The sequence below is a fragment of the Baekduia sp. genome, from assembly GCF_035685985.1.
Taxonomy (GTDB): Bacteria; Actinomycetota; Thermoleophilia; order Solirubrobacterales; family Solirubrobacteraceae; genus Baekduia.
In genome coordinates this window covers 20,253-34,033 of sequence record NZ_DASRZV010000001.1, presented here as the reverse complement: position 1 = coordinate 34,033, position 13,781 = coordinate 20,253, and the positions used below count along the sequence as shown (strand labels likewise).

Here is a 13,781-nt window from a genome sequence, read left to right as displayed (position 1 = left end):
AGGTCGACCCTTCTTGACGGTGGTCGACGGTGCCGGGCCGTTTTGCAGGCACTTTGCGGGCCTTCAGCGACGAACGGCAATAGGGTGCCACGGACATCGCGCCGGTGTTTGCGGCATTCCTGGCGATCCGGTGTGCAAAGCGAGCGCCACCCACCCTGACAGGCCGAACGTCCTTGTTCAAACAGGCCGTTCCGGCAGGGGTTCGAGCCTACCTAGGCACGGGCTCGCGCGAGCGCCCGCTGCGCCTTCGCGGGCCAGCCCGGGCCGCCGTACACGAACGCGGTGTAGGCCTGGACCAACGTCGCGCCGGCGGCCAGCCGCGCGGCCGCGTCGGCGCCGTCGCGGACGCCCCCGACGGAGATCAGCACGAGGTCCTCCCCCACGCGCTCGCGCAACCGCCCCAGCACCTCCAGCGACCGTCGCGCGAGCGGCTCGCCGGACACCCCGCCGGCGCCCACCGCGGCCACCCGCGCGGCCGGCGTGCGCAGGCCGTCGCGCGAGATGGTGGTGTTGGTCGCGATGAGCCCGTCGAGGCCGACGCGGACCGCGAGGTCCGCCACCGCGTCGACGTCCTCGTCGGCGAGGTCGGGCGCGATCTTGACCAGGAGCGGCACCCCCGGCCCGGCCTCGCGGACGGCGGCCACGATCGGCTCCAGCTGCTCGACGGCCTGCAGGTCGCGCAGGCCGGGCGTGTTGGGCGAGGACACGTTGATCACGAGGTAGTCGGCGTGCGGCGCGAGCAGCCGGGCGGACTCGCGGTAGTCGGCCACCGCGTCGTCCGCGACCTTCGTCTTGCCGATGTTGACGCCGACGACCACGCCCGGGTCGCGCCGCCGCGCCAGCCGCGCCGCGGCCGCGACCGCGCCGGCGTTGTTGAAGCCCATGCGGTTGACCAGCGCCGCGTCGGCGGGCAGGCGGAACAGGCGCGGGCGCGGGTTGCCGGACTGCGGCTGGGCCGTGATCGTCCCGATCTCGACGAAGCCGAAGCCGAGCGCCGACAGGGCGTCGACGTGCGCGGCCTCCTTGTCGAAGCCCGCGGCCAGCCCGAGCGGGGACGGGAAGTCGAGGCCGAGCGCCCGGACGCGCAGCGCCGGGTCGGCGGGCAGCGACGCGCGCCGGACCAGCCGGCGCGCCCAGCGCGGGCGCAGCGCGATCGCCATCGCGCGCGTCCCGAGCCGGTGCGCGGTCTCCGCGTCCAGGCGCTTGAGGGCGACCGCGAAGAGCAGCCGCCAGATCACGCCTGCGCCGGGTGCGCGGGGGCCGCGCCGGCCGTGTGCAGCTCCTGCAGCGAGATGACCTCGGCCGCGCCCGACGAGCCGGACGCGATCGCGCGCGCCGCGCTCAGACCCGCGCTCAGCGTCGTCAGGCACGGGATGCCCGCGGTGACCGTCGCGCGGCGGATCTCCCAGCCGTCGGTGCGCGCGCCCGAGCCGGTGGGCGTGTTGACCACCAGGTTGACGTCGCCGCGCTCGATCCAGTCGACCACGTTGTCGGGCCCCTCGGAGACCTTGTTGATGGCCGTGGCCGGCACGCCCCAGCGCTGGATCGCCTCGGCGGTGCCGCGCGTGGCGACGATCCGGAACCCGAGGTCGTGCAACAGCTGGGCGACCGCCACCGCGCCGGGCTTGTCGGCGTCGGTGACCGTGATGAACACCGTGCCCTCCGACGGCAGCGCCGAGCCGGCCGCGGCCTGGGCCTTGGCGAACGCGCTCGGGAAGTCGCGGGCGACGCCCATGACCTCGCCGGTCGAGCGCATCTCCGGGCCGAGCACGGCGTCGGAGCCCTCGAAGCGGTCGAACGGCATCACGGCCTCCTTGACCGAGACGTGGTCCAGCGGCGCGTCCTCGGCCGGAAGCTGGAGGTCGGCGAGCTTCTCGCCGAGCATCAGCCGGCAGGCCATCTTGGCCAGCGGCACGCCGATCGCCTTGGAGACGAACGGGACCGTCCGCGACGCGCGCGGGTTGGCCTCGATCACGTACAGCTCGCCGCCGTGGACGGCGTACTGGACGTTGCAGAGCCCGACGACGCCGAGGCCGAGCGCCAGCCCGCGCGTGGTCGCGCGGATCCGCTCCAGCATCTCCGGGCCGAGCGAGTGCGGCGGCAGCACGCAGGCGCTGTCGCCGGAGTGGATGCCCGCCTCCTCGACGTGCTGCATGATCCCGCCGACCCAGACGCCCTCGCCGTCGCAGAGCGCGTCGACGTCAACCTCGATCGCGTTCTCCAGGAAGCGGTCGAGGAAGATGTCACGCCCGTCCCGCGCGTGGCGGCCGAGGTAGTCGGCCAGACCCTCGCGCGAGTAGACGATCTCCATCGCGCGGCCGCCGAGCACGTAGGACGGGCGGACCAGCAGCGGGTAGCCGACCTCGTCGCCGGCGTTCAGCGCGCCCTCGATCGAGTCCGCCGTGGCGTACGGCGGCGCCTTGTACCCGAGGCGGTTCAGCAGCTCGCCGAAGCGGCCGCGGTCCTCGGCGAGGTCGATCGAGTCGACGCTCGTGCCGAGGATCCTGACCCCGGCCTCCTGGAGGCCGTGCGCGAGGCGCAGCGGCGTCTGGCCGCCGAACTGGACGATCACGCCCTCCGGCCGCTCGACCTCGATGACGCCGAGCACATCGTCCAGCGTCAGCGGCTCGAAGTACAGGCGGTCCGACGTGTCGTAGTCGGTGGAGACCGTCTCGGGGTTGCAGTTGACCATCACCGCGTCGCGCCCGGAGTCCCGGACGGTCATCGCGGCGTGCACGCAGCAGTAGTCGAACTCGATGCCCTGGCCGATGCGGTTGGGGCCGGCCCCGAGGATCACGACCGACGGGTTGTCACCGCGCTTGATCTCGTGCTCGGCGCGGCGCTCCCAGCCGGAGTAGAAGTACGGCGTCTCGGCGGCGAACTCGGCGGCGCAGGTGTCGACGGCCTTGAACGAGCGCTCGCCCTCGAACGGCGCCTCGGGGTCGAGCGCCAGCGCCTGCAGCTCGCGCAGGTACCAGGGGTCGATCGAGGTCACGCCGTGGACGTCCTCGATCGACGCGCCCTTGCGGAACGCGGTGAGGATCACGTCGTAGCGGTCGGACGCCGGCCGCTCCAACATCGTCAGCAGCTCGGGGACGTCCAGCGCGTCGAGCTTCGGCGTCGCGTCCAGCTCGCGCGAGCGCATGGCCTTCAGGAACGCCTGGCCGAACGTGCGGCCGATCGCCATCGCCTCGCCGACCGACTTCATGTGCGTCGACAGCTCGGCGTTGGCCCCGCTGAACTTCTCGAAGGCGAAGCGCGGCCACTTGACCACCACGTAGTCGATCGTCGGCTCGAAGGACGCCGGCGTGACCTGGGTGATGTCGTTGGGGATCTCCTCCAGCGAGTAGCCGACCGCCAGGCGCGCGGCGATCTTGGCGATCGGGAAGCCGGTGGCCTTGGAGGCCAGCGCGGAGGACCGCGACACGCGCGGGTTCATCTCGATGACGAGGATCTCCTCGGTCGCCGGGTTGACGGCGAACTGGACGTTGGAGCCGCCGGTCTCGACGCCCACCGCGCGGATGCAGGCCATCGCCTGGTCGCGCAGCTTGTTGTAGAGCTTGTCGGTGAGCGTCTGCTGCGGGGCGACCGTGACGCTGTCGCCGGTGTGCACGCCCATCGGGTCGATGTTCTCGATCGAGCACACGATGACCACGTTGTCGTTGTGGTCGCGCATGACCTCCAGCTCGTACTCGCCCCAGCCCAGGACGGACTGGTCGACGAGCACCTGGCCGATCGGCGACGCCGCCAGGCCGCGCGCGACGATCTTGCGGAACTCGTCCTCGGTGCGGGCGATGCCGCCGCCGCGGCCGCCGAGCGTGAACGCCGGGCGCACGATCGCCGGGAGGCCGACCGCCGCCAGCGCGCCGTCGATCTGCGCCGGGTCGTCGACGATCGCGTTGGCGGGCATGGCGAGCCCGGCCTCGGCCATCGCCTTCTGGAACAGCTCGCGGTCCTCGGCGGTGTTGATCGCGTCGTAGTTGGCGCCGATCAGCTCCACCCCGTACTTCTCCAGCGTGCCGTCCTCGCTCAGGGCCTTGGCGAGGTTCAGCGCGGTCTGGCCGCCGAGCGTCGGCAGCAGCGCGTCGGGGCGCTCCTTGGCGATCACCTGCGCGACGGGGCCGGGCAGCAGCGGCTCGACGTAGGTCGCGTCGGCGAACTCCGGGTCGGTCATGATCGTCGCCGGGTTGGAGTTCACCAGGACGATCTCGTAGCCCTCCTCGCGCAGGACCTTGCAGGCCTGCACGCCGGAGTAGTCGAACTCGGCGGCCTGGCCGATGACGATCGGGCCCGAGCCGAGGATGAGGATCTTGTGGATATCGGACCGTCTAGGCACGGGGACACCTCTGAGGCTGGACGGGCAGGGCAAGGACGGAGTTGCGGCGGGGCATCAGGCGGCGCTCCGGACGGCGTCGAGGAAGCGGTCGAACTGGTAGAGCGCGTCGTTGGGGCCGGGGCCGGCCTCCGGGTGGTACTGCACCGTGGCGCCGTTGACCTCCAGCAGCTCCAGCCCCTCGACCGTGCGGTCGTAGAGGTTGACGTGGGTCAGCGCGGCCTCGCCGAAGTCGGTCTTCCAGCGCACGGGCTCGTCGGCCTCGACGCGGCCGCCGCCGTCCGGCGCCTTGACGGCGAAGCCGTGGTTCTGCGCGGTGATCTCGATCTTGCCCGTCCGCAGGTCCTTGACGGGGTGGTTGCCGCCGCGGTGGCCGAAGGGCAGCTTGTAGGTCTCCAGCCCGACGGCCTGGCAGAGCAGCTGGTGGCCGAGGCAGATGCCCCAGACCGGGCGCTTGCCCACCAGGTCGCGGACGGTGTCGACGACGTAGCCCAGGGCGGCCGGGTCGCCGGGCCCGTTGGCCAGGAAGAACGCGTCGGCGTCGGTGGCCAGCAGCTCCGCGCTGGTCACCGTGCAGGGGTGCAGCGTGACCTCCGCCCCGCGCGCGACGAGGTTGCGCACGATGGAGGACTTGATGCCGGTGTCGATGGCGTGGATCTTGGTGGCGTTGCCGGCGCCGACCGTGTGCGCCTCGCCGGGCGTGACGACGCGCGCGAAGTCGGCGCCGACCATGCTCGGCTCGTCGGCGACGATCTCGCGGGCCTCGCGCTCGCTCACCTCGGCGCTGAAGATGCCGCCGCGCATCGCGCCCGCGTCGCGGATGTGGCGCACGAGCGCGCGCGTGTCGACGCCGGAGATCCCCGGGATCCCGCAGTCCCTCAGCCAGTCCAGCCAGCCGCCCTCGGCCTCGGGCGCGTCCTCGCGGTTGATCGCCTCGCGCATGATCGCGGCGCGCGCCCACACGCGGTCGGACTCCATCGCGTCCTGCGAGACGCCGTAGTTGCCGATGTGCGGGTAGGTGAAGGTGATGAGCTGGCCCGCGAAGGACGGGTCGGTCATCGACTCCTGGTAGCCGGACATGCCGGTGGTGAAGACGACCTCGCCGACGGCGTGGCCTTCCGCGCCGACGGCGGTGCCGTCGAAGCGCGTGCCATCCTCCAGCAGGACATAGGCATTGGGTTGGCTGAGACTCAAAGGATCACCTTCTGGACGGCCTTGAACTCGGGGGTGCCGGCGCGCTCGCACAGCTCGAGCAGCGCGGCTTCGACGGTGGTCAGGACGGCGCCGGCGCGCTCCAGGCGCCGCAGGCCGACCTCGCGGTCGTGGGCGTGGCGCGAGCCGACGGCGTCGGTCACGACCTGGACCGCGACGCCACGGTCGAGCAGGTCGAGCGCGGTCTGCGCGACGCACACGTGGGTCTCGATGCCGCAGATCAGCACCTGGTTGCGCCCGGCGAGGTTGAAGCCGTCGGCGCGCACCGCCGAGAACACCGACTTCTCGACCGCCTCGGCGTCGTCCGGCAGCCCGACCTCCGGCGCGGTGTGCTTCAAGCCCTTCGGGTACTGCTCGGTGGCGATGATCGGCACGCCGAGGATCCGCGCGCCCTCGACCAGGCGGCCGCACGCGGCGGCGACGTCGCCGAAGGTCGAGTAGCCGCGGAAGCCCTCCTGGACGTCGACGACCACCAGCGCGGCGCCGTCGCGGTCGAAGAGCCGGGTCCTGGAGGCCTCGCTCACCGGACCACCTCCAGCTGCCGGGCGCGGAAGGCGATCGCGCCGGAGGCGACGGTCAGCAGCACCTTGCCGCTCAGCGTGCGGCCGTCGAAGCAGCAGTTCGCGCTGCGCGACTCGTAGCCGCCGTCGCCGACGACCCACTCGCGCTCCAGGTCGACGAGCGTGAGGTTGGCGGGCGCGCCGGGCTCGACGCGCGGCGTCGGGAGGTCGAAGAGCGCGGCGCCATCGGACAGGCGCTGGACGAGCAGGTCCAGCGTGAGGACCCCGGGCTTGACCAGGTACGTGTAGATGGAGGCGAACGACGTCTCCAGCCCGGTCGTCCCCATCGGCGCCTGCTCGAAGGGCACTTCCTTCTCGTCGCGCGCGTGCGGGGCGTGGTCGGTGGCGATGCAGTCGACGACGCCGGACCTCAGGCCCTCGATCAGCGCCTGGCGGTCCTGCTCGGTGCGCAGCGGCGGGTTCATCTTGCAGCGCGTGTCGAGCGTGCGGACCGCCTCGTCGGTGAGGCAGAGGTGGTGCGGCGAGGCCTCGCCGGTGATGCGCACGCCGCGCTGCTTGGCGTCCGCCAGCGCCGCGATCGACTCGCGCGCGCTGAGGTGCTGGATGTGGATCGCGCCGCCCTCGTACTCGGCGATGAGCGCGTCGCGCGCGACCATCACGGCCTCGGAGATCGACGGGATGCCGGTGATGCCGAGCTGGGCGGAGACGTCGCCCTCGTGCATCGCGCCCTGGCCCGAGAGCGTCGGGTCCTCCTCGTGCAGCGCGATCACGCCGCCGCAGAGGCGCTGGTACTGCAGGGCCTTGCGCAGCATGCCCGCGGAGACCACCGGCTTGCCGTCGTCGGTGAAGCCCGCGGCGCCCTCCTCGCGCAGCTCGGCCATCTCGGTCAGCTCGGTGCCGGCCATCCCGCGCGTGACGCAGGGGACGAAGCCGACCGGGATCCGGGCGTCGCGCGCGGCGGCGTCGCGGATCGAGCGCAGCAGCGGCGCGGAGTCGAGCGTGGGCGACGTGTTCGGCATCGCCAGCACGGCGCAGAAGCCGCCGGCGGCCGCGGAGCGCGTGCCGGTCTCCAGGTCCTCCTTGTGCTCCTGGCCGGGCGTGCGGAGGTGGACGTGCGGGTCGACGAAGGCCGGGAACAGGTGGCGTCCCTGGGCCTCCAGCACTTCGGCGTCGTCCGGCGCGGTGAGCGTTCCGGGCGCGCCGACCTCGGCGATCTCGCCGTCGCGCACGAGCACGTCGTGGGCGCCGTTGAGCGCGGTGCGCGGGTCGAGCACGTGCACCTCGCGGATCAAGATGTCCGCCTTGGGCGCGCTGTCGTTGAACACCAACAAGGGGGCGGCCATCAGGCGGGGACTCCTTCCGGGGCGCGCGCGCCGGACGGCACGTGCGCGAGGACTTCGTAGAGCACCGCCATCCGGACGACGACGCCGGCGGCGACCTGGGCGGTGATGACCGCCTGCGGCGAGTCCACCACCTCGGCGCTCAGCTCGACGCCGCGGTTGACCGGGCCGGGGTGCATGAGGATCTGCTTGGGCGACAGGCGGCGCCCGTTGACCTGGTACCAGGCCGCGTACTCGCGGATCGACGGGATCCAGGACTGCTCCATGCGCTCGTTCTGCATCCGCAGCGCGTAGACGACATCGGCCTGGCCGAGGTCGTCCAGCGTGTAGCGGACCTCGCAGCCCATCGTCTCGATGCCGCGCGGGATCAGCGTCGGCGGGCCGGCGAGCGTGACCTTGGCCCCCATCTTCTGGAAGGCCATGATGTCGCTGCGGGCGACGCGGCTGTGCAGGACGTCGCCGACGATCCAGATGTCGAGGCCGTCGAGCGCGCCGAGGCGGTCGCGGAGCGTGTGGACGTCCAGCAGCGCCTGCGTCGGGTGCTCGTGCTTGCCGTCGCCCGCGTTGACGATCGCCGCGGGCGTCCAGCGCGAGACCAGCTCGGCGGCGCCGGCCCACGGCGTGCGGATGACGATCGCGTCGGGCTTGTGGGCGCCGAGCGTCAGGATGGTGTCCTTCAGCGACTCGCCCTTCTCGACGGAGCTTCCGCTGGCGGAGAAGTTCACGACGTCGGCGGACAGGCGCTTGGCCGCCAGCTCGAAGGAGCTGCGCGTGCGGGTGGAGGCCTCGTAGAAGAGGTTGAGGACCGTGCGGCCCCGGAGCGCCGGGACCTTCTTGATCTCGCGGTCGGCGACCTCGGCGAACGACGCGGCGCGGTCGCAGATGCGCTCGATGTCGGCACGATCGAGGTCCTCGACGGACAGCATGTGCTTCATGGTGCTAGGCCACCACTTCCGCGTTCTCGGTGATCCGGACCTCGTCGACGTGGTCCAGCTCCTCGACATGGACGTTGACCCGCTCGCTGCGCGACGTCGGCAGGTTCTTGCCGACGTAGTCGGGGCGGATCGGCAGCTCGCGGTGGCCGCGGTCGGCCAGGACGGCGAGCTGGACCTTGGCGGGCCGCCCGTAGGAGAACAGCGCCTCGATCGCGGCGCGGACGGTGCGGCCGGTGTAGAGCACGTCGTCGACGAGGACGATCGTGCGGCCGTCGAGGTCGAAGTCGACGTGCGACGAGTGCACGGTCGGCTGTTCCGCGCGGCGGCCGACGTCGTCGCGGTAGAAGGCGATGTCGATCTCGCCGATCGGCACCTCGCGCTCCAGCAGGTCGGTCAGCAGCGCGTGGATGCGCCGGGCGAGGATCGCGCCGCGGCGGTGGATGCCGACGATCGCGATGTCGGATCCGTCGGCGCCGTCGTTGCGCTCGACGATCTCGTGGGCGATCCGCACCATCGTGCGGCGCATGTCGTCCTCGTCGAGGACGACCTTCTCATGGTCCATCTGGGGTTCCGTCCTTCCTGGCCTCACGGGACCGGGTTAAAGGGGCGGGCGTTATGCACCCCAACCTAGCAGCGGCGCCGGGCGTAGAGTCGCCTCATGGGCGTCGAGGACTTCAAGGCGCGCGCCCGCACGGCGTGGGCGGCGGGCGACTTCCCGCGGATCGCGCGCGAGACGGTCTCCGACGTCGGCCCGGCGATCGTCGACGCCGTCGGGATCCGAACCGGCGCCAAGGTGCTCGACGTCGCGGCGGGCTCGGGCGCGACGTCGATCCCGGCCGCGCTGGCCGGCGGCGACGTGGTCGCCTCCGACCTGACGCCGGAGCTGCTGGAGGCCGGCCGCCACGCGGCGATCGCCGCGCAGGTCGCGATCCCGTGGGTCGAGGCCGACGCCGAGGCGCTGCCGTTCGCCGACGCGTCCTTCGACGTGGTGCTGTCGACCTTCGGCGCGATGTTCGCGCCGCGCCACCGGGTCGTGGCCGACGAGCTGCTGCGCGTGACGCGGCCCGGCGGGACGATCGCGCTGACGACCTGGACGCCCGCGGGCTTCGTCGGCCAGATGTTCATGACCATGGCGCCCTACGCGCCCGCGCTGCCCGACGGCGCGTCGCCGCCGATCCTCTGGGGCGACGAGGACCACGTCCGCGCGCTGCTCGGCGACGGCGTCACGGAGTTGGCGTTCGAGCGCCGCATCCAGCACGTGACGCGCTTCGCCTCCCCGGACGAGTTGGTGGACTACTACCGCGCCCACCTCGGCCCGATGATCGCGACGTTCCACGCGCTGGAGCCCGACCCGTCGCGCGCCGCCGAGCTGGACGCCGAGCTGCGCAAGCTCGCCGAGCGCACCCGCGTCGACGGCGAGTGGACGTTCGAGTACCTGCAGATCATCGCCCGGCGGGCGTGACCTCGGGCTGGTGGCGCTTGGGGTCCCAGCGCAGCAGCTCCGGCGGGCCCTTCTCGGGGAAGGGGATGTCGATGGTGTCGAAGTCGCGCGGGACCTCGGTGTTGGGGAAGATCGCGCGGGCCTCGTCGCGGACCTCGCCGCCCGCGTAGCGCGTCGAGACGTGGGTCAGCGCGAGCAGCTTGACGCCGGCCTCGGCGGCCAGCTCGGCGGCCTGGCGGGCGGTCGAGTGGCCGGTCTCCAGGGCGCGCTCGGCCTCCTCGGAGGTGAACGTCGCCTCGTGGACGAGGACGTCGGCGCCGTCGGCGGCGACGCGGATCATGTCGCAGGGGCCGGTGTCGCCGCTGAACACCAGCTTGCGCCCGGCGCGCGTCTCCCCCATCACCTGCTCCGGCGCGACGCCGTCGACGGTCTCGCCGCGCTGGAGGCGCCCGAAGTCCGGGCCGGGCGTGACGCCGAGCCTGGTCGCCAGCTCGGCGTCGAAGCGGCCGGGACGGTCGGGCTCGACGAGCGCGTACCCGTAGGCCTCGCCGCGGTGGCGGACGCGCAGCGCGTGGATCTCGTAGCCGGGCAGGTCGACGATCGCGTCGGGCTCCAGGTCGGTGACCGTCAGGCGGTACTTCGTGCGGCCGATGACCGTCTTGCGCATCGTCTCCATCAGCGCCTGCGTGCCGGGCGGGCCGAAGACGGTCAGCGGCGTGGTGCGGTCGCGCAGGTCGAAGGACTTCAACATCGCCGGCAGCCCGAGCCAGTGGTCGAGGTGCAGGTGCGTGAGGAAGACCTCGGTGACGTCCGGCAGCCCGAGCGTGCGCATGAGCTGGCGCTGCGTGCCCTCGCCGCAGTCGATCAGCAGCTTGTCGCCGCCGCGGCGGACGAGCGTGGCGGGCAGGCCGCGGCGGGCGGTGGGCACGGACCCGGCCGTGCCGGCGAAGAAGATCGAGAGGTCGGTCATGCGGGCGCGAAGGGAGGCTATCGGCGCCCGTGGGTAGGGTGCCGCTCATGCTCAAGGAGTTCCGGCAGTTCCTTCTGCGTGGCAACCTCGTCGACCTGGCGATCGCGGTCGTCATCGGCGCGGCGTTCGGCGCGGTCGTCACCGCGCTGGTCAAGGACCTCGTCACGCCGCTGATCGCGGCGATCGGCGGCCAGCCCGACTTCGGCGATCTCGACTTCACCATCAACTCGTCGCGCTTCGCCTACGGCGACTTCCTCAACGCGGTGATCTCGTTCGTGATCATCGCGGCGGTCGTCTTCTTCCTGATCGTCAAGCCGGTCAACGCGCTGATGGAGCGCTTCCAGACCGAGAAGGCCGTCGACGAGCCCACGCGCGAGTGCCCGGCCTGCCTGAGCCAGATCCCCTACGCGGCGCGACGCTGCGCGTTCTGCACCGAGGAGGTCGGGCCGGAGCCCGCGCCCGCGGAGCTCGCGACGGCCTAGGGTCACGACACTAGGCCGAGCCCGGTGACGTGAGCCGGGCGCGCAGCGCTGCCGCGTCCCGCGCGGTGAAGCCGCCGCGGGCGAGGGCGTCGTCGATGTTGGTGGTCTTCAGCACGTCGAGGACGGCGGCCTGGGGCGTCGCGCCGTCCAGCGCGGCGAGGACCTTGGCGTCGGTCGGCTGCCGCGCCGTCCCCTCGAAGCTGCGGGCGTAGTCGGCGGCGATCGCCTCGGGCGTGACGCCGACGACCGCGAGCGCGAGCATGGAGATGAGGCCGGTGCGGTCGCGGCCGCCCTGGCAGTGGACGAGCACGCCGCCGGGCCGTGCGTGGGCGATCGCCTGGAGCACGCGCGCGGAGCGGTGCGGGAAGCGGTCCAGGTGCGGCGCGAAGTACCGCGGCGTCGCGAAGCGCGGGTCGTCCCACCAGGTCGCCCAGAAGTCCGGGTGCTCGTCGAGGCCGTCGTGGGCCAGGACGAGCGTCTCGACCGCGGCCGGACGGCCGTCGATCGACGCGCGCTCGTCGTCGTTGCGCAGGTCGATCACCGTGCGGACGCCGTGCGCGAGCAGCGCGTCCCAGCCGGTGGCGTCGAGGCGATCGGCGCTGTCGGAGCGCACGAGCGCGCCGTGGCGGGTCGCGCCGCCGGCGGCCAGCGGCAGGCCGCCGAGGTCGCGGGCGTTGACGCAGTCCGGCCAGTCGAGGAGCCCCTTGCTAACCATCGGTCAACAACGGTGTACGTGTGGACATGAGACTTCGCACGCTGCTCATGATCGCGCTCACCGCGACGCTCGGCCTCGCGGTGTGGACGCGCCGCCACGACCTTGCCGCCTTCGACTGGACGACCGATCCGGCGACGCTGCTGGGCGCCGCCGCGCTGCTGGCCGTGCCGGGGCTGGTGCAGGCCGCGACGTTCGCGATCGTCCTGCGCCGCGTCGGCGCGGACGCCGCGTGGCGGCCGGCGTTGCGCATGTGGGCGCGGTCGTGGCTGCTGCGCTACGAGCCGTCGGGCGCGGTCGGGTTCGCCTATCGCGTGGGAGCGCGCGAGCGGGTCGGCGCCTCGACGCCGCAGGTGCTGACCGCGACGGCCTACGAGCAGCTGGCCGCGGTGGCGGGCGGCGCGCTGGCCGCCCCGATCGGGTTCGCGGCGGCCGGGACGGCGCCGCCGTGGTACGCGCTCGCCGCCGCGCCGGTGGCGGTGGTGGTCGTGGCCGCGCTGCGGCCCGCGTGGCTGGGCGGGTGGCTGCGGCGGCGGTTGCGGGCGCGTGGCGTGGAGGCCGCGGCGCCGCTGCGCGGGCGCGAGGTGGCGGGGTTGGTGGCGCTGCACGCCGTCGGCTGGTGCGCGACCGCGGGCGCGCTCGCGCTGCTGGCGCCCGGGCACGGCGCGGCGCTGCTCGGCGCGGTCGCGCTCTCGTGGCTGTCCGGCGTGCTGGTGCCGATCGCGCCCGGCGGCCTGGGCGTGCGCGATGCCGTGCTGGCGGTCGGCGCCGCGCCGGTCCTCGGCGCGGGCGGCGCGGCGGCGTTCGCCATCACCTTGCGCGTGGTGGGGTTCGCGGGCGAGCTGGCGTCGGCGGGGGTGGCGGAGCTGGTGGCGGCGATGGCGGGGCGGCGGGAGCCGGCGCGGGCGCCGGCGTCGGCGTCGGCGACGGCGGCGACGTGTGGTGCTGCCGCGCCGGGGCGCGAGCGGGCGTCCGTGTCCGATCCGCGCGGCGTCATCGTCGTCGTCCCGACGTTCGACGAGGCCGAGATGCTGCCGCTCTTGGTGGAGCGCTTCGCGCGCACCGGCCTGGAGCTGCTGATCGTCGACGACGCCTCGCCCGACGGCACCGGCGACATCGCCGACGTGCTGGCGGCCGAGCGGCCGTGGATGCACGTGCTGCATCGCGCCGGCAAGGACGGCCTCGGCGCCGCCTACCGCGCCGGGTTCGGGTGGTGCCTGGAGCGCGGCTACCGCGCGGTCGGCCAGATGGACTGCGACCTCTCGCATCCGCCGGAGAAGCTCGCCGAGATGTTGGAGGTGCTGGACACGCGCGGCGCGGACCTCGTGATCGGCAACCGCTACCTGCCCGGCGGCAGCACCACCGACTGGAGCCCGACCCGCCGCGTCCTCTCCCGGGTCGGCTGCACGCTGAGCAGGGCGCTGCTCGGGTTGCCGTACGACGACCTCTCCGGCGGCTTCAAGCTCTGGCGCGCGTCCTGCCTGCACGACCTGGACCTGGACGCGACGCTCGCCGCCGGCTACGCCTTCCAGATCGAGACGACCCAGCTCGCGCACCTCCTCGGCAAGCGCATCGAGGAGATCCCCTTCGCCTTCGGCGAGCGCGTGGCGGGCGAGTCCAAGATGTCGCTGGCGATCTCGCTCGAAGGGATCGGGGTCTGCCTGAAGCTGCGTCGCCGCGCTCACCGCTGGGCACCCACGGCCTGATGCTCCGGCGGTCGCTGCTCCCGCCGGCGGTCCTTCCGCCGGCGGGAGCGACGGGTCGCCGGAGCCTGGCGTTCTGCCCCGCCGACCCGCCTGGACCACAGGATCCCCTGCTGACGCTAGGCTTCCATG

Annotated in this window: 12 protein-coding genes; 3 read left to right on the top strand and 9 right to left on the bottom strand. The window is 73.2% G+C overall.

Features of this window, described 5'->3' with window-relative positions:
• Positions 1 to 212 precede the first annotated feature (212 nt).
• The 7 genes from VFG42_RS00175 to pyrR are packed head-to-tail and all read right to left on the bottom strand — an operon-like array spanning position 213 to position 8,903.
• The gene (locus VFG42_RS00175; RefSeq protein ID WP_349260360.1) at positions 213 to 1,235 is read right to left on the bottom strand and encodes a quinone-dependent dihydroorotate dehydrogenase; all 1,023 of its coding nucleotides are present in this window, start codon (positions 1,233 to 1,235) and stop codon (positions 213 to 215) included.
• Positions 1,235 to 4,336, bottom strand: coding sequence for a carbamoyl-phosphate synthase large subunit (gene carB, locus VFG42_RS00170; protein WP_324903958.1), 3,102 nt, complete (start codon positions 4,334 to 4,336; stop codon positions 1,235 to 1,237). Before carB ends, VFG42_RS00175 begins: the two co-directional genes overlap by 1 nt.
• Positions 4,337 to 4,390: 54 nt before the next feature.
• The gene (gene carA, locus VFG42_RS00165; RefSeq protein WP_324903956.1) at positions 4,391 to 5,527 is read right to left on the bottom strand and encodes a glutamine-hydrolyzing carbamoyl-phosphate synthase small subunit; all 1,137 of its coding nucleotides are present in this window, start codon (positions 5,525 to 5,527) and stop codon (positions 4,391 to 4,393) included.
• Positions 5,524 to 6,069: an isochorismatase family protein gene (locus VFG42_RS00160; protein WP_324903954.1), complete on the bottom strand. Its 546-nt coding sequence runs from the start codon at positions 6,067 to 6,069 to the stop codon at positions 5,524 to 5,526. Before VFG42_RS00160 ends, carA begins: the two co-directional genes overlap by 4 nt.
• A complete protein-coding gene (locus VFG42_RS00155) occupies positions 6,066 to 7,409 on the bottom strand; it encodes a dihydroorotase (RefSeq protein WP_324903952.1) in 1,344 nt (447 codons plus the stop codon). Before VFG42_RS00155 ends, VFG42_RS00160 begins: the two co-directional genes overlap by 4 nt.
• Entirely contained in the window at positions 7,409 to 8,341 is a 933-nt protein-coding gene (locus VFG42_RS00150) for an aspartate carbamoyltransferase catalytic subunit (RefSeq protein ID WP_349260359.1), read from the bottom strand. Before VFG42_RS00150 ends, VFG42_RS00155 begins: the two co-directional genes overlap by 1 nt.
• A 4-nt stretch (positions 8,342 to 8,345) precedes the next feature.
• Positions 8,346 to 8,903 carry a bifunctional pyr operon transcriptional regulator/uracil phosphoribosyltransferase PyrR gene (gene pyrR / locus VFG42_RS00145; protein WP_324903947.1) on the bottom strand — a complete coding sequence of 186 codons (558 nt, stop codon included), beginning with the start codon at positions 8,901 to 8,903 and terminating at the stop codon, positions 8,346 to 8,348.
• 96 nt (positions 8,904 to 8,999) lie between these two features.
• On the opposite strand from pyrR, the gene VFG42_RS00140 reads away from it, so the two are divergent.
• Positions 9,000 to 9,803, top strand: coding sequence for a class I SAM-dependent methyltransferase (locus VFG42_RS00140; RefSeq protein WP_324903945.1), 804 nt, complete (start codon positions 9,000 to 9,002; stop codon positions 9,801 to 9,803).
• On the opposite strand, the gene rnz is transcribed toward VFG42_RS00140, so the two are convergent.
• Positions 9,784 to 10,752 (bottom strand): ribonuclease Z, encoded by a 969-nt coding sequence (rnz, locus tag VFG42_RS00135; protein ID WP_324903943.1) that lies wholly within the window; start codon positions 10,750 to 10,752, stop codon positions 9,784 to 9,786. The genes VFG42_RS00140 and rnz overlap by 20 nt on opposite strands.
• A 47-nt stretch (positions 10,753 to 10,799) precedes the next feature.
• On the opposite strand from rnz, the gene mscL reads away from it, so the two are divergent.
• Complete coding sequence (gene mscL, locus VFG42_RS00130; RefSeq protein ID WP_324903941.1) at positions 10,800 to 11,234, top strand: large conductance mechanosensitive channel protein MscL; 435 nt, start codon at positions 10,800 to 10,802, stop codon at positions 11,232 to 11,234.
• A 10-nt stretch (positions 11,235 to 11,244) separates the two neighbouring features.
• Here the strand turns inward: mscL and VFG42_RS00125 are convergent, their stop codons facing one another.
• Entirely contained in the window at positions 11,245 to 11,949 is a 705-nt protein-coding gene (locus tag VFG42_RS00125) for a tyrosine-protein phosphatase (protein WP_324903939.1), read from the bottom strand.
• A 26-nt stretch (positions 11,950 to 11,975) separates the two neighbouring features.
• Here VFG42_RS00125 and VFG42_RS00120 point away from each other — a divergent pair, with 26 nt between their 5' ends.
• The gene (locus tag VFG42_RS00120; RefSeq protein ID WP_324903937.1) at positions 11,976 to 13,652 is read left to right on the top strand and encodes a polyprenol monophosphomannose synthase; all 1,677 of its coding nucleotides are present in this window, start codon (positions 11,976 to 11,978) and stop codon (positions 13,650 to 13,652) included.
• Positions 13,653 to 13,781 lie beyond the last annotated feature (129 nt).